The following is a 16,279-nucleotide window of genomic DNA, read 5'->3' as shown; positions in this document are numbered from 1 at the left end:
TCTATTCGCGGCCACCCGACCGCATGAAGCCGTCAGGTCGAAAGAACGTCGACCTTCGGCGTTACTCGCCATATCCGCTTCATCTTCATCACCGGCCACCGCTCCGTTGGCACACCTGGTGGCCCACATCACGCAGCGTAAGCGTGAATCCGATCCTTCCCAAGAGTGGGAATGTTGACGAACAAACACCGGAACCGGCCTACAACGGCGCAGTCGAGTTGCCGTCCGAGCCCGACGCCATAGAACACAATCCGGGTGTCGTACCGAGCCACGGATCGTCATGGGTCGGTAAGAGGACGAAAGCGCGCGGTAAAGTGGCGCAATATCGTGTTACGACTCACCATTTCCATACCGCGGAGTGACTCACGGTGTTTGGCGACGGAGACCAAGCTATGGACCACATAATCCAGATGGTTCCGCGAATAGACGCGACGGGGAAGCGCGAGTCGGCACAGCTCCCACTGGGCGGGCGACTCCGTGTCGGTCAGCGGGTCATAGCCGAATGCCGAGGTACCCAGCTCGACCGAACGGATACCCCCCTCTTCGAAGAGGGCACTACAAAGCGCCTGTGCCGGGTATTGCAGTGGTGCGATATGTGGCAAAAAGGCGGTCGCGTCGATGTAGACGGCGTGTCCTCCCGGCGGCCATACCACCGGGATCCCGTTGTCTCGCAGTGCACTGGCCATATATCGCGTCGACTCAACACGACTCCGCAGATATGATTCCTCGCACACCTCACGTAGCCCAACGGCGATCGCCGCCAGATCACGTCCAGACATTCCGCCATACGTGGAAAAGCCCTCGGTAATGATTCCGAGACGGCGAGCCGCATCGGCCAGTTCGGCCGAGTTGGTGCACAAGAACCCTCCAGTATTCGCCAGGCCATCCTTCTTCGCCGAGACAACACACCCGTCCACGCACTCGCACATTCTCGAGACGATCTCAGAAATCGACAAGGACGAGTAACCGTCCTCGAACTGTTGAATAAAGAAGGCGTTTTCGGCAAACCGGCACGCGTCGAGATAAAACGGAATACCGTATGCACGTGCAATATTCGACACCGCAGTCAAGTTGGCCATGGATACCGGCTGACCGCCGCCGGTGTTGTTGGTGACGGTCATAAGTATTAGGGGAATGTTGCGCGCGCCCTCCGCGCGCACCAGCTCGGCCATCGCGACGATATCAGCATTACCTTTGAACGGCGTATCGCTGTTGAGGTCCGCTGCCTCGCCGCACGGTAGATCTACCGCACGCACGCCGAGCAGTTCCAGATTCGCCCGTCCGGTGTCGAAGTGAGTGTTGCATGGCACAACCAACGAGCGACCGCCAGGCCTCGGAGCGCAAAGCGTTGTGTAGAGCAGCCTTTCGGCGGCGCGGCCTTGATGTGCCGGCAGAACGAACTCGAATCCGAACAGATCCCGGATCGTCTCTTCGAACTCATACCACGACCGCGCACCGGCATAAGCTTCATCGGCTCGTTGGACGGCGGCCCACTGGGCATCGGACATCGCGCCCGTACCCGAATCCGTCAGCAGGTCGATCGTTATGTCCTGTGCTCGCAGATTGAACATATTGAATCCGGCCGCTCGAAGCGCCTCTCGCCGGAAGCCCGGAGTGGTGACCGGGATGGCTTCGACGACTTTACATCGGTATGGTTCGAACATGGTCAAGGTCCTCTTCTTGCCGACACACAACTTTCGACAGGCGCGATTCAGCGTCGCGCTGCTTGATCTATCCGCTGTAACGGGGCAACCATTGTCGGCGACAAGGGCGATGACTCGCATCAGTAGCCGCGTGGCACCAGCACATATGGCTCTACAGCGTAGGGAAAACAGGACTACTTAGGCACATTCCGCAGGAGCGGACACATTGCCTCCGAGATTTCCCTCGCATGCGCATCGCTCGTCAACGCAGCAACTCCATGACGGGGGCGAACTTGCGCATATCTGCCTCGTACACGGTGACATAGTTGACGCCGAAGCTTTCCCGCCGCTCGCGAACCGTCGCGGCCATCTCTGCCGGTGTACCGATCAACAGAGTAGGAACCTCCTCCAACCGTTCAGTACCGTCGACCGACAATCGCCCATTCAACCGATTCAGCTCGGAATGCAGCGAGGCGCGCTCATTCGGCCCGACTACCCGATGAACCAGCATGTTCACCTCCACGGGCTTCGAACGTTGAGCGAGGAGAAGGCGGAGCTTGCCGGCCTTCGTCGCGGTCTCGGTAGAATTGGCCAGAAACATTCTGGGAGTCCCGTTCTCGTCGCTGTCGACCCAGCGGTGGATACCGGTCAACGAAACGATGTCCGCGTACTCAGCAGCGATACCTAGGCCACGCGGCCCCCAGCCCGGTATCATCAACGGCGGTCCCCCAGGCTGTGCCACACGCGGGCGATACTCGCGCTCACCTAACAGTTTTTTGACCGTCTCAACCGTGTCGACAAGATGGTCCATGCGCTCACCTGCGGGTGCAAATGGTATACCGGCTTCATCGAATTCCGATCGCACGTAACCGGCCCCGAGGCCGAGCTCTACGCGTCCTCCGGATAACTGATCGAGAAAAGCGACGTCGCGTGCGAGCAAAACCGCATTATAGAAGGATGTATTCAATACGAATGTGCCCAGCCGAACACGCTCGGTCACAGCCGCGGCCATCGTCAGTCCCGGGAGCGGCGCGGCTACCCCCATATGGTCCGGAACCGCGATCACATCGAACCCGAGCGCTTCCGCGGTACGACACCTTTCTGTCCACTCCGCATTGGATTTCGAAAGGAATAGTACAACGCCGAACCGGAACGGAAGATTCATTACACAACGCCTTTCGCAGATATGACCCAACTGCATCCGCGTGCCACAACTCTCATCGGTGGAACCGTACGCTTGCCTGCACGGCGAAGATGAGGCAGCCTATCTTACCGCTATCGCCCTACTCCAGAAACAGCTGTGGCCACTCACTGCTTCCTTTTATCCAGGAAGCCGAAATGCCGTTGTCGAGTCATGATCCGCTGCGACAAATTTTCGCTCTCATCGTCGACCGGCTTCGCCGGAAGTTGTGGATGAGCTCACCTCCATACAGCCACTTCCGGTTTGCCATGGGAGACGGCCTACCCCGGTTCGGCAGCGCCGACAGCTCGTTCGGGCACAGGCTTGACCCTGAGCACATGCCGCACGACAGCCAGGATGCTGGCCCGGAGTTCGACAAGAGCGCTGGCGAGAAGCACCACTCCACCCGCAGTCTTGAAGTAGGGCGGGTCAGAGAGTCGGATTTTCCTTTGCCTGGGCGCCTCATACCATACGCCATACCTCTCACCCGCGAGAATGCCATGAAGCTTGCCGACCGGTTGTCGTTCCGAAAGTGGCAAGCCGATACCGCCAACGCAATGTCCAATCGGCTAGGAGGTTTAGGAAGAACTCCCACGCAAGAAGATTGGCAGATAGAATACTGGCGACTGACACTTTATCGATCCGGACAGAAGGGCGCCTTCCCTAGCGCTCGTTTAAACGCACTAATATACGACGATCGCCCCCTATTTGACTTCTTCGGACCACGCATAACTGGCGAGGGCTCAGTTTGGGATCCTCGACGACGAAAGTATGTCGGAGGTCTCCCGACCCCAGTGAGCGAGCTTTATGTCGAAACCGCCCAACGTACGTTAGCCCGTCTCCGCACTGAAGGTGTGACCGGAAATGACTATCAAAATATTGTTCGTCTGTCCGATGGAACAACCGCTTACGGAAATCGGCTTGTAACGAATGGGATCGCCCGACAGATCGTCGGCGCGGAGAAGGAACGCGCGGCCGCAGCGGGTGCCGATATCAGTCGATGGGCGGTGCCCGGACCCGAATCGGTGGTAGCCGTTGCAGCGACCGAAGCTGACCGAGAACGAATACACTTGGACACGTTCAATCATATTTCGAAAGGCATACACAACACCGAAGAATGGGCAGATATTGCGTACAAATTGCTTCAATCGCCGCAAAGATGGAGCGGGCCCGACGCAGTGATACGGACGTATCTCGCGGGCACCGCCGACTACCACCTAGGACGCGTGCCCGTGTTCCCACATGATATCGACATCCGCGCACTGACGATGAGCCAAAGCGACTTCGTGAAGTACGTCGCGGACTACGACCGGCCGAACCGATCGGTTCCGTATCAGCCAGTGGAATAAAGTAGCCGGATCACGGTCCCTTCGACCATCGGGGCTGAGCCGAATATTCGCGAGGTTGCCTCCCAGATGGGCGCGAGTCGCAGACAGACGGTGGCGGTGCATCCGCAGCCCAGCGGCTGAGCGACCGTTCGACCGGATAAACCGCAGATCACCTCGCTGGACGATAGCGTCATCGCGCACTGACTGACCCGCGCGAGCGGCTGTCGACCGACTCCGAATCCAATGCGTCGCGGCTCCCGGAGGCCGAACGGGCGATCGATCGAAGGTACTTCCCCAATCCAGCCAGCTTCGCCCCCGACACCGTGGCTTCCGGGAGTAGCGATTCGCGCGAGGCGCACGGCGAGCGAGGGTGCCGGAGCAGAGCCCCAGCCCTTAGGGTACAGCTTCGGCGACTAAGTCCTAAGTACGGGATCGAACCGGACCCGGCAGCGCGGGATCACAAAACAACAACTGCGCCGAGGTTGATCAATCGCTGGGCTGTACCTAAGGGTTCTCTTTGTCGCGGTACCTAATCCATTTACCTAGGCAATAAGTGAACCGCGCATTTTTCACCACTGGTAATCGACTCAGTGGCACCAGCACAAGAGATCGGGCACAGTGGATGGTGTGCTTGACATCGATACTGATGTACTGGTCGTCGGCGGTGGGCCCACCGGACTCCTTCTCGCGGCCGAGCTGAGCCTTGCCGGGGTCCGAACCGTCGTCGTCGAGCGAGACCGGTCTCGAAGCAGACAAACGAAGGCGCTCAATCTGCAACCGCGAGCCGCGGAGATCCTCGAATGGCACGGCTGGTTGGCACCGATGAGCGAGTACGTTTACGGAAGCCTCCCGACCGGACACTTCGCAGGCATCCCCCTCGACTACAGCGCCCTGGACAGCAGGTTTCCCTATCAAATCGGCATCATGCAGGGCGATGTCGAACGCGTATTGGAGAGTATCCTCGCCGATTTCGGCGACTCGCTACGGCGGGGCCACGAATTGGTAGATATAGCTCAGGGCCTCGGTCCAGACGACCGAGAGGTCGTCGCGAGGGTGGTATCCGGCAATGTGGAACAACGGATCACGGCGCATTACTTGGTCGGCGCGGACGGCGGACACAGCAGCACGCGCAGGATTGCAGGTTTCGAGTTTCCTGGCCGCGACGGCACCGTTCCCGGAGTCGTCTGCGACATCACGCTCCGCCGAAAACCACGCGACCTCGCCAACGGCTGGTCACTGCCGACGTTCGACCCCGGGCGGAGCGACTTCTCCTACTTGCTGCCGCTCCGAAACAACCTGTACCGGTTAGCCTTCCATGGCCCCGAGCAGGTGGGGATCGCACCGGACACCCCGGTGGGCGCCGAGGAGGTACGGCACGCGCTTCTCCGCGGCTTCGGCCCGGATATCGAGATCGACGAACTGCGCTCAGGGTCTCGCTACACCAACGCGTCGAGACAGGTGAGCGCGTATCGGATGGGACGGGTATTCCTGGCAGGAGATGCCGCGCACATCCATGCCCCGCTTGGAGGCCAAGGCATGGGCCTCGGCCTCCAAGACGCGTTCAACCTCGGCTGGAAGCTTGCCGCCGACATCAACGGGTGGGCGTCGCCACATCTACTGGACACTTACCACACCGAGCGGCATCCAGCCGGAGCCGCCGTGCTCACCAATGTTCGCGCACAAGGGATGTTGACCGCTCATCATCCCGACACACCGGCTCTGCGTACCCTCTTCACCGAGATCTTGCGCGTACCGGCGGCGAATCTGAAAGTGGCGGAGGATATTTCGGGGCTTTCCGGCCGCTACGATCTCGGTCCCGGACTTGGCCATCGCATGCCCGATTTGGCGCTCGGAAATGGCAGTAGGCTTTCTTCGCATGCCAACGACGGTCTTGGGCTGTTACTCGACGCCACTGCCGACCGCCGGTTCGGTTCGGTCACGTCGGGTTGGAAACGTCGAATACGTTATCTCGCAGTCGGTCCCGACTCGCTCCGAGGATCCGCGGTCCTTGTGCGCCCCGACGGCTACGTCTGCGGGTCCGGCGATGATCCGCAGTCGATGGCTTCGACGATGGCCACTTGGTTCGGCAGAGACATGAATGATGATGCTGCGTCTTGCGACACCCGCCGTTGAGGGCGAACAATCCTCTTCCTCATCGCTTCGGGCCTCGGTGCGCCGATTGTCTGCGCGATCCAGCCCGAATCTGTTCGAGCTGATCAGGGGGAACAAATCGAATGATCGCTCGGCGCGAGGGGATCATCAACTTCTGTAGCACAGTCGACATCTGGGCGTTCGCCGTCTTCAATGACGTGCCGCGATACGCGGCAATCTCGGAGTCGGTGCAGCCGGCCGCAGCCAATGCCGCGACCTCTTGCTCCGCTTTGGTCATGTTGTTCCACAGCGGAGAGACACCGGTGGTTTCGTCTTTCGACGGGCTGTTCGTCGACAACGTACCCAGCACGAACCGTTCCAATTCGCTCGACTCAGGGCGCAGCTGTGCACCCCAGTTCTCGGCCGCCGCGTATGCGTCGCTACCGAGCACCCGGCGGGCCACTTCAGCGGCTTGGGCGGTCGCGGTGGCCAACGGGCCGAGTGCACCGAATCCACCACCGAGCGCCTTGTGCGAGGTGCGCAGGCCGCCGACCACACGCGCGGTCTCGGTCGCCAACGTCTGGACTCGAGCATCGTCGGACTGACTGTCGGTGAGTAACTGAGTGATGACTTTCGCCAGCGACCAGGTTCGAACATGCAATATCCACAGCGCGCCCCATTGATCGTGACAAGCCACCTGACGGGCCAGCGCTCGGCTTCCGACGGTCAATGCCTCTACCGCGTCCCCGTTTCGACTCAGTGCCATCGCCCAGGTCAATTCCGCCCATGCCATCGCCCATTCGGCGCCGGCCGCGCGGACCCGATCGGAATGAGTTCGCGCCCGCTCCATCGCCTCCTGTGGGGGCCCGAGCAAGCCCGCAGCCAACGCACTGAACATCTCGACATGCACCGCACTGCCGACATCGCCATTCGCGCGGAACTTCGCACTCGCGCGATCCAAGACATTGAGGGCGTTGACATCGCCGTCGACCAGCATCAGCACCTGACCGTGCAGGAAATCTACCGATGCGAGACGACTCAGGTCGGCCTCGCAATCCGCTCGCCAGTTCGGTTTTGCATCGGATCCAGGTGGTGAATCCCCGCAGCATTCAGCGAGAATCTGTTCAGCATCCTCGCGCTGCCCCTGGCACAGCATGAATCGAGCCAACATCGCGGTCGCCCGTATCCGCTGCAGTTCGCCGACCGCGTCGACTCCTTGTGCGGCCTCGAGCATCAGCTGAGTCCATCGGCGCATCTCACGAACGGAGCCGAGATAGAACGGTGCGCGCAGGTCGGTCAATGCGATCAGGATCTCCAGTCCCAAAGCCGCATCGTCCGGCCTCGCAATACATCCCTCGATCGCAACCCGCAGGTTGTCCCACGCCGCACGCACCCACTCCAACAGGTCTTTCTCCGCTGGACTGAACCAACTGCCCTTCGCCTCGACAACCTTGTCCCGATAGTAGCGGGCATGACTGTGCGCGAGCTGCGTCCATGCCTCTGCTGAACGCTGATTCAAACGCTCGCGGGCGAACACACGAATGCTCTCCAGCAGCGAATATCGCACCGTTGTCGCTGTGAAATGCACGGTAACGAGCGACTGATCCACGAGGCGCTCGAGCAGCTCCTCGATCTCTGCCTCGGAAAGCGCCGCCCCTTCCTGGCTCGGTTCAAGCGAGACGCGGCCCGCAGGACTGTAGTCAGCACCGATGCGCGCGATCGCCTCGAGTTCGGCGCCGATGGCGACATCAACGGAAGTCGTGTCGTCGGCTGTGTTCGCGTCGAAGCCCGGCGCGAACACCGACATGCGTTCGAGCAACAGCTGTTCTTTCACGCTACACAGGTCATACGACCAAGCGATGACATCGGCCACTCGCATATGGCGCGCATCGACGCCAACCCGCGGGCCATGCAACCATTGTGTGCGGCGATCGTCGTCCGAGCCGGTCAGCTGGCTGAGAATGTTCGCAAGTGGTTGATACCGCAGTTTCGCCGCTGCCAACTGGATGAACAGCGGATTGTTGTGTACGTGCCGACAGATCTCGGCCGCCGCCTGCACTTCGTCTGGATCGCTGATCGCCTTGCCGGCCAGGCCTGCTCGGTGCTGAAACAGGGTGAGGGCCTCAGCCCTGGTCAAAGACGGAACCGCGACCAGTTGCTCATCGACCCAACCCAACGCTTCACGACTCGTCGCAACAACGGTCAACGCGGGTACGGCATCCAAGAGTGCCGACACAACTCGACCAGCTCCATCGAGGATGTGCTCGCAGTTGTCCATGACAAGTACGGACTTCAGCCGCCCGCCGGTCTTGTCGGTGCGGGCGAGAGCGTCGACCGCCGCCGTCCATGCAGATCTGTTGGAGAAGTCGGCACCAACCACCGACCGCGCAATCTCGGCTTCGATCATGTCCAGACCGGCCTGCGCGTCCAACTGCGCTAACCGTACCCAGAACGTCGAAATGCCAGAAGCTTTGTGAAACCTGCGTAACCCCTCGCCTGCCAGCCGAGTCTTCCCGATTCCGCCCGATCCGATCAACGTCACCAACCGGGCAGTACCGAGGAGGAGGCCGATGATTCGATCCAGTTCACGCTCGCGTCCGACGAAAAGCCCCGTCGCAGCAAGAAAACCGCCAGCGTTTTCATCCCGCCTGACCGCCATTCATCAGAGCTTAGCAATCAAACTGAGCGGTTCCCAAAGCTGACAATTCGCGGACTAAATGCGCTCGCGACTAGCACACCGCACGCCCGGAGATCGGCCGGAACCAGCACTCCGGCGGACCCGTGAACTTGAAGGAGCCGAACGACGCATCGATGTCGTCAACCGAGCGCTGGTCGTATTCGGTCGGTGTCATGGGTTCCAGCGGTAGGCCGGCGGGAACCGCTGCCGACGCCGCGGCGGTACCGAAGAGCATGATCGCCGACGACACCAAAATGGTGCAGAGCAATTTTCTAGACGATGACTTCAACGCAGACCTTCCCTCTTCTTACGGGATCGCGCCAACAACTACGGGCACAGTGCCACAACCAAAGCCTCAAGGTACCGCCAGTGCTGGGAGCCTGCATGACCGTAGAAATGGGTGCATCCGCTCTCGCGGAGCGCCCTCCGCGGCTCCCGCTGGAGTGCATCCCAGACCAGAAGCTATCAGTTCTGGCATGCTCACGGACATGGATGGTCTGATCATCTTCGAACGGGAGCGGATTGTTCATCTGGACACCGGCACGTATCACTGGGTGAGTTCGAAATACTTCCGGATCGGCATGGACCGACCCGACGATGATTTGCTGACCGCTCTCATCCACCATCCGCAATACCGCGACCACTACGCAGGCGGCAGCCCCGACCAGCAAGGAGACCACAGCCTGCACGGTCCCTACCACCTCCATCGCATCTCAGCAGAGAACTTCCGACGAATCAGCGCAGACACCGCACAGACACAACTGCACCTGTGGGCAGACCGCGCAAGCGGAACAGTCTCGGCAGCGGTCCGAGACAATCTCGACCGGTGGGTGTACCCGATGCTGGCAGCAGACGACATCTTCGAACTCCGCGACCCAGGTCCGGACGCCGTGCACGACTGGGGCTGGGTCGTAGGCGCTGCCAATGGATTTCACGAGTTCGTCGCCATCGATCGAACCGACCGTCTCATGACTCTCATAGTCGCCGCCGACGATTGACAACCGAACCCGCGGGTCCTACAGCGGGAAGCTGCTGCCGCCGCCGGCAGGCTCTTTGAACTCGACAGAACTTCCGTAAACGGTGCCCGTCGCGTCGGGAGCAACGGTGCCCGCGACATCCCCCGTACAATCGTCGGCCCGGTAGATGTAAGCCGTTCGAGTGCTTGTGCCGTTCGAAACGAAAATATCCCTCGAGCCAAGTTTGATACAACCGTCCAGATCACCATGACTGTCCTGATAGACCAGTTCATTGATCTGCGCACTCTCGTTCCATGCCGCGCCGCTCGCAGGCGCTAGCACTGTGAGTACTGCCGCGACGAGCCCGGTTGCGATTGTGAAAGTCTTCACGTTCGATCTCCTCCAGTATTCAGTCGTGGTGATCGCGCAGCACCGGCTCTCCGACGGTCGCGACCAGGGTCGATTATCGAGCGCCGACCACAGTCGCACTTGCCACCCTCGAGAAACCCGATCCAGGTGTTTACGCTGCTGTCTCGCACGAACTGGGATGGCGGTGGTCATGAAGCGCTCGGTTGTCACTCGTTCCCTGCACGATGCCCAGTGAGCGGCGGATGGCTTCGCAGAATTCTCGGCCTGAGATCAATCGAAGCGGTCGACAATGTGACCCGTGCCGTTGAGCGGCTTCCAAGGGAGGCCCGCGACAAGCTGAAGCAAGCCGCACATCAGACATCCGCATCCGATCTCGAGACCACAGGACCTCTTCGTGAGGCTGTCGACATAGCTGGCAAGCCGCGTCCAGCCGCAGTCGACAGTCCTGTCCCCGCACGAACCGAACATTTCGTAGTGACACTCACTCGCAACGATAGATCAGCTTTTGCGTCCCTCGCCGACGAGTTCTCCCTACAAAACCTGATCGGCAACGTCAGGACCATGGCGGCCGTGCGCGAATACGAAGGAAAGCAATTTTCCGCTGCGGAGAATAGAATTCTCGCCCAGCTCGGCAAGATGGAGGCCGAATACGGTGGGCGCCTGAGCCAATCGAACCTGCAGTTCCGATGGGTCTCAGCGACCGAGGATCGCGGCGTTCCGCAACTCGTGGAGGACGCACACGTACATGGCGGAGCGGAGCCCGATGACCCCTGGACCCACATAGGAGACAACGTCGTTGAAGATTTCATGGCACAGCACCAAGGCCCGGGCGTTCTATTTGTCTATGACGGCGGTAAGCTGATATCGCCGAGCAAGAAAGAAATGGATGCCGACTGGGCAGACCCTCGTGGCAAGCATACATATATGCATGCCAAGAAGCCCGTGCCTGGTCTGGAATTCAGTGACGCACTCATCGGGATGATCCGCTTCGGCACCCCTGACGACTGAGCGCAACACCTCGACATCCCAACGATGGGAAGAGCCCTACTTCCATTCCTGCGACCGCGCGACACAGTAGGAGTAACCACCGAGCAGAGGGTCCACTAAGTGCGGTACATCCACGGACGGTCGCGGCTCGGAACTATCGGTACGAGCCGCCCGGAGACTCCTAGAAAGGCTACATAAACTTGCGAGCGGGATACTTACACAGTCCCGCAGGTTGATCCAGACACAATTTACCACCATTCTATTGCTGCTTGGCCACAAGGAGGGCAGTTAGATAAATGAATTATGGAGAGGCAATCCGGCGCACACTCCAACAAACTGCCAGCGAATTATCTCGGATTGTGCAAAATATTCCGGACATATCAGAGCTGGAGCGACACCAGATCAAGGATGCGGTCGGGGCAATTGAGACCGCAGAGCAAAAGCTTGGACCAGTTGCACATTTTCTCGATGAGGATCGGCGCGGCAAAAGCGACAGGAAACACGAGAGCAAAGACGCTGCGCCAGCCATCACTGCAGCATCTCAGAGCAGCACCGAGGCGGCAGCAAGAGGATTGAACCCTGAGGCGGTGGGTCTCTACGGCAGAGTACTCAATCGCTCGACACCTTCCAGCACAGTTTTTGTTGAGAGCCTACTCGAGGAACTGAGCAAACAGCAAGGCACAGGAATCGTCCGGGTCGACAAGTTACAAGAACTCATCGGCCAAACAGATCTTCGCCGCATGACAATTAGCCTCAACAGGGCGTTCAAGAATGAAATACCTCCCGACGAGATGGCGGAACACAAAATACGAACCTCTTCTTGGAGGCTGATCCGTAGCCATAAAATCGGAGACCGCCATGTCACCCATTACTCATTGGCCCCAGGGGCGTACGACCCACTCACTGCCGCACTCAAAATTCACAAAGCAGCGGAAACCCCTCTCGTTTGAGGCAGGCCAACAGCACGTTTCGACATGGCAGCCGCCCCGGCGCGGAGAGCTGCCGCGATATACGTCATGAGCATCGCCCGACATCGCGCGGCGAATCGGGGCCATCGCGAAATTGAACGGTGCTCGGTCGTGAGCCCAGCACGAGGAGCGATGGCCTCAGACTGTGACACCCCTCGACCAGATCTGCGTACCGGTCGCCAACGCCGCCGCCTGGTAGGGTGGCAGCCATTCACCTTCGAGCATCGCTTCGACGAGTGCCGAGCCAGAATTGCACTGCAAATGCGCTTGGTGCCGGGCCACATCCGCCCCCTCCCCCAAAACGGCCACGTACACGGTTGCTCTCGGACAGCTCGAGAACGCGGAGGCCCGATTGCGCTGGGCCTTGAGCACACGCAACAGGATTGGAACAGCGACTGCGGCGGTCAGTAGTTCGTCGTCCTCAGGACACCATTCCTCCATCGCCCTGAAGCCGTACTCGGGCAAAAAGCCTATGTCGAGCAGATCGCCGATAGCCCAGATACTCTGCACGGATCCGATATTGACGAGCAACTCGAACTCCGCCTTGGTGAGGCCGACTTGAAGGTCCACCAACCGACTCGGCAAAAATCGCACCAATCTGTCGATCTCGCGGAAACCCAGCAAGTGCCGCATCTTTCGGAGGTCTTCATCGGGCATCCGACCCGCGAGCCGACGTAGAAGTTCGATGAGATCTTCGATCACAAGGCGTGACTGTATTTCCCGCCCGTCCGCTTCCCATCGCTGGGACGCTCATCCCTCCGACGTGGGACGCTTCTTCATATACGCCCGCCCGCGCACACACTCCAGACGAGTCCCCGACCAGTGGACGCTCGAACGCCCGCCTCTGAGACGGTTGAGCCGTAGATTGTCCTGCGGAGGGCCAACAAGCGAGGGTCCGACCACGCACACCGCAAGACCACCGACGACGATCGGCGCGGTGTACCGTGTGCCCGCATCGGAACATCAGCAGTAGCCACCACGACCTAGTCGTGAGTTCCCGGGCCGGCAGCCGACCGGTAAGGGCGCGGACAATCATACGGGTTCCATCCCCACCAAGGCTGCGCGTTGCATGTCGGGGCGCCGGTCAACGACGAAGCAGCTACACAAACGTCCACCACGAAAGCGCAGCGCCATTCCCAATTTTGGTAAGCCGCAGTCTATTCATCGGCGACTATCCTGACGCCCCGGCCCCATACATAGAAGGGTGGTCGCATGGCTATAGAAATGTTGGTCGCTGTCGCAGGCGTTGGTGTCATCATCGCATCAGTCGCGGTGTTGGTCATCCGCCGCCAACATCTCCGTCGTCGCCCTGTCAGTTCGGATCGGCTGACCCGTGCGCGCCAGGCAGGTGCCGACTTGAGCGCGGACTACATACGGCAGCGTGATCGGCGCCGCAAGAAGGGCTCGAACCTCACAATGGGCGGCAGCGGTCTCAGTGACACAAGCGTGGCCGGGTACGACGGCTACTAGGATCGCAGGCACACACAGAGTCGTTCGCGAGCATGAGGAAGCCTCGACGATGCCCGCGGATTCGGTCGCTCGCCGACCAGATGTGCGAGGTTGCCGCCGCGCAGGGGGCGGGCGCTTTTCCTGTCCATGTAGCGCAGGATTTGTCTGGGTGGGAGGCGAAGGCAGGTAGGGCGTGGAGCGTCACATTAATCGTGTCCTCCGATTACCGGCCCCCGCCAGCGTTCGGTCCCGTGTCCCCGGACAGCTCGACAACTGTCGCCTCAGTATCGAGTGTCTTCGGGAGGTACTTGTACACCGGTGGTGTCGTCTCATGGTTTCCACGACGCCGGACCCTGGGATCAAGTAGCGCCGACGAGCGCATTCGCCATCACGGCAGTCGGGCGCACATACACCCGACTGATTCCCTACGGAATGCGCGCCGGTTTCCGCCTCTGGACACAGGCCAGCGGAGACCCTTACGGCTACAGTTGGAGACTGCCGTCAGCGGCGGGCCTGACACCAGCACCTACGGCAACCAGAAACGTGCCCTGATGTGCTTTCGAAGGGGCGACCGGCCCCGCGGCTATTCTCAGGCCGTCGCGTGTGGTAACGGTTTCAGTTGTGTCCCTGTGCGCTTGCGCGGTAGCGGCCGGCGTCAGGTGAGTGATTTCCGAGGATGAGGCCGTGGCGCGAATGAAGTTGGTCCAAGTAGCTACTCGGCTGGCGACCAAGCTCTTCGGTGGAGCGGATGCTGTTGCGGGGAGGACGAGCGAAATAGCTTCAACGCTGGAAACTACCGCGAAGATGCGCGTCGACTCTGATGTTGAAGGCGGGCAGGGAGTTGTGAAGGCAGGCGCACGCGTCCACGATGTGCACGCTCGGACGTCCGAGCCCAGTTCCCCGCACCGGGCCGACGTCACGCGACCACACCCATCACTGGCTGCGGACTTGGGAAAGAATTTGGGCGAGCCGATCGCAAAACATGCGATTGTCACCGGCCCGCGTGCCCTTGAGGAAACATTTGGTCCCGGCTTCTGGAATTCTGCCGACCTCGATGTTTCGGTGCCCGACACAGCGGCGCTAGATCACCTTGTGCGGCAACCAGGATGGACGCGAATGAAATCGCGAGACGGGCGCGACATGGTCACGGATGGACGTATCCGGGTCAGTGTCGGCGCGCAGGAAGTTTCCCATGCGGATCTTATGTCTCGCGGCTGGCGTATCGACGACGGACCTCTGGTTGCCAGTGTCCCGGACACATGCAGTCTGATGCAGCGTCATGGGTCGGTAGAGGATCTGAAAAATATCGACGAGGTCCGCCAACGACTGCACAATCCAGAGAACGGACCACTACCTGAACGCGTGACCCATCGGGAAAATCAGGACATCAGGATGCGTCTCCCGAGTGAGGCGCTCGACCATCCCTACGCACATAGCATGGTTAAAATCGCGAGCCATCATGTGTACGCCGTGCGTAGCCTTATGGGGCATCCCGATATCCTCGCGCATGACGGTCTACCGCTTCTTCGACACTATTGGGGGCCTACCGAAGCGATGGAGAACGGACTGCGGGCGACTTATCATAATGGCCACGGCCTCATGAGCGATCTCGAACGCGCGCGGCAGAATCTGAACGCGTTGAGAGCGCAGGGGCTAGCAGAAGTTCGAGCGCAAGACTACCTTTCTGTCGGAACGTCTGGATGCGCTGCAGATGGACGGTACGGCGGCAATCGCGCTGGGTTCAGCATCACCGCGGCCGACTATGACGAGCGGCGCTCAGGCGAGCTGGTACGAGCCCATGCGATCCGGGAAGGTCTCCCGAGGGATGTGGCCGATGGAATGCGCAAGCAGGTGCTGGGCACAAAGTTCACCGAATCTACCGCTACTCGGCCGGGGATGCAGGCGGGACGGTTCGATCCTGATTGGCGTGTGCAAACTCTCGCCGGCGTGGACCTCGACGGACTGGGGCGCGGTCACGGCCCGCTGGAGGGGACCCGGCTGTTCTTGGAAGATAGTAATTCCACCCGAGTGGTTTACAAGGACAGCAGCTTCCCTAATGGCGTGGTTCGCCCTGGCAGAGCCCTTGTCGAGCATGGTGTGCCGTGCGATTCTGTCGCTGATATGTGGCGAGGCCTGGACGAATATGGTCACATTCATCCGGTGGTTGATGGCGTACGGTGCGCCAAGTCCTTGCGAGAATTCGGCGGGGACCATTTTAGCCGCAATGCGGCGTTCATGCATCCGAATGGATATCAGGCTCCTCCCCTGTACTTAGCCGGCCATACCGATTTAGCTGTCCATGTGCGCACAGAGAATGCGACTGTCCTCAGAAAGTGGGCAGAAGAGGTATACCGAGGAAAGAGTTTCTTGGAAAACGATGCCGAAGCCGTCGCCTATGCTCAACAGGTAGGCGAGAAATATGGCCCTGACATGCTCTGACGTCTGTTAATGAGTGAGCAGGATTGCTGGAATTAGGTTCTTCACGCACTATAAACCCCGTGTAACAACCAACACTGAGCCAGGGAGCGAACCGAACCACGTTGTAAGGCAACCGGACAGACTCGACGGCCGGCGATGTGACAGCACGCATCTCGCACCGATCGTCGCAGGTGCGGCGGCTGTCCACAGTTC

11 protein-coding genes are annotated in these 16,279 nt (G+C 60.2%); 6 read left to right on the top strand and 5 right to left on the bottom strand.

Translation table 11 applies throughout. The features are described 5' to 3' along the window. Nucleotides 1-278: 278 nt before the first annotated feature. Both ACFQ9K_RS01975 and ACFQ9K_RS01970 read right to left on the bottom strand, forming a co-directional pair. A complete protein-coding gene (locus tag ACFQ9K_RS01975) occupies nt 279-1,664 on the bottom strand; it encodes a tryptophanase (protein WP_378715854.1) in 1,386 nt (461 codons plus the stop codon). Between the two features lie 241 nt (nt 1,665-1,905). Beyond that, nucleotides 1,906-2,808, bottom strand: coding sequence for a TIGR03621 family F420-dependent LLM class oxidoreductase (locus ACFQ9K_RS01970; protein WP_378715774.1), 903 nt, complete (start codon nt 2,806-2,808; stop codon nt 1,906-1,908). Between the two features lie 809 nt (nt 2,809-3,617). On the opposite strand from ACFQ9K_RS01970, the gene ACFQ9K_RS01965 reads away from it, so the two are divergent. Continuing rightward, nucleotides 3,618-4,172, top strand: a complete 555-nt coding sequence (locus ACFQ9K_RS01965) for a hypothetical protein (protein ID WP_378715776.1) — start codon at nt 3,618-3,620, stop codon at nt 4,170-4,172. Between the two features lie 606 nt (nt 4,173-4,778). Then, nucleotides 4,779-6,284, top strand: a complete 1,506-nt coding sequence (locus ACFQ9K_RS01960; protein WP_378715778.1) for an FAD-dependent monooxygenase — start codon at nt 4,779-4,781, stop codon at nt 6,282-6,284. A 19-nt stretch (nt 6,285-6,303) separates the two neighbouring features. Here the strand turns inward: ACFQ9K_RS01960 and ACFQ9K_RS01955 are convergent, their stop codons facing one another. Continuing rightward, nucleotides 6,304-8,901, bottom strand: a complete 2,598-nt coding sequence (locus ACFQ9K_RS01955; protein ID WP_378715780.1) for an NB-ARC domain-containing protein — start codon at nt 8,899-8,901, stop codon at nt 6,304-6,306. A gap of 506 nt (nt 8,902-9,407) precedes the next feature. On the opposite strand from ACFQ9K_RS01955, the gene ACFQ9K_RS01950 reads away from it, so the two are divergent. Then, nucleotides 9,408-9,917 (top strand): hypothetical protein, encoded by a 510-nt coding sequence (locus ACFQ9K_RS01950; protein ID WP_378715784.1) that lies wholly within the window; start codon nt 9,408-9,410, stop codon nt 9,915-9,917. An 18-nt stretch (nt 9,918-9,935) separates the two neighbouring features. Here ACFQ9K_RS01950 and ACFQ9K_RS01945 read toward each other — a convergent pair whose 3' ends face one another. After that, on the bottom strand, nt 9,936-10,265 hold the full coding sequence (locus ACFQ9K_RS01945; protein WP_378715786.1) for a hypothetical protein: 330 nt from the start codon (nt 10,263-10,265) through the stop codon (nt 9,936-9,938). A 453-nt stretch (nt 10,266-10,718) separates the two neighbouring features. On the opposite strand from ACFQ9K_RS01945, the gene ACFQ9K_RS01940 reads away from it, so the two are divergent. Both ACFQ9K_RS01940 and ACFQ9K_RS01935 read left to right on the top strand, forming a co-directional pair. Beyond that, the gene (locus tag ACFQ9K_RS01940; protein WP_378715788.1) at nt 10,719-11,252 is read left to right on the top strand and encodes a hypothetical protein; all 534 of its coding nucleotides are present in this window, start codon (nt 10,719-10,721) and stop codon (nt 11,250-11,252) included. Nucleotides 11,253-11,527: 275 nt separating this feature from the next. Then, the gene (locus tag ACFQ9K_RS01935) at nt 11,528-12,181 is read left to right on the top strand and encodes a hypothetical protein (RefSeq protein WP_378715790.1); all 654 of its coding nucleotides are present in this window, start codon (nt 11,528-11,530) and stop codon (nt 12,179-12,181) included. Between the two features lie 156 nt (nt 12,182-12,337). Here the strand turns inward: ACFQ9K_RS01935 and ACFQ9K_RS01930 are convergent, their stop codons facing one another. Beyond that, a complete protein-coding gene (locus ACFQ9K_RS01930; protein WP_378715793.1) occupies nt 12,338-12,901 on the bottom strand; it encodes a hypothetical protein in 564 nt (187 codons plus the stop codon). Between the two features lie 1,431 nt (nt 12,902-14,332). Here ACFQ9K_RS01930 and ACFQ9K_RS01925 point away from each other — a divergent pair. After that, the gene (locus tag ACFQ9K_RS01925; RefSeq protein WP_378715794.1) at nt 14,333-16,087 is read left to right on the top strand and encodes a hypothetical protein; all 1,755 of its coding nucleotides are present in this window, start codon (nt 14,333-14,335) and stop codon (nt 16,085-16,087) included. The last annotated feature ends 192 nt before the right edge of the window (nt 16,088-16,279 follow it).

It is taken from the genome of Nocardia sp. NPDC056564 (assembly GCF_042793755.1).
In the GTDB taxonomy this organism is placed as follows: domain Bacteria; phylum Actinomycetota; class Actinomycetes; order Mycobacteriales; family Mycobacteriaceae; genus Nocardia.
The sequence above is the reverse complement of the archived record's forward strand: the minus strand, read 5'-3'. Positions and strand labels throughout refer to the sequence as shown.

What these genes read in the sequence shown, in the direction of transcription:
- ACFQ9K_RS01935 (WP_378715790.1), top strand. Translation starts at nt 11,528, where the DNA reads ATGAATTATGGAGAGGCAATCCGGCGCACACTCCAACAAACTGCCAGC.
- ACFQ9K_RS01955 (WP_378715780.1), bottom strand. Translation starts at nt 8,901, where the DNA reads ATGGCGGTCAGGCGGGATGAAAACGCTGGCGGTTTTCTTGCTGCGACG.
- ACFQ9K_RS01975 (WP_378715854.1), bottom strand. Translation starts at nt 1,664, where the DNA reads ATGTTCGAACCATACCGATGTAAAGTCGTCGAAGCCATCCCGGTCACC.
- ACFQ9K_RS01950 (WP_378715784.1), top strand. Translation starts at nt 9,408, where the DNA reads ATGGATGGTCTGATCATCTTCGAACGGGAGCGGATTGTTCATCTGGAC.
- ACFQ9K_RS01970 (WP_378715774.1), bottom strand. Translation starts at nt 2,808, where the DNA reads ATGAATCTTCCGTTCCGGTTCGGCGTTGTACTATTCCTTTCGAAATCC.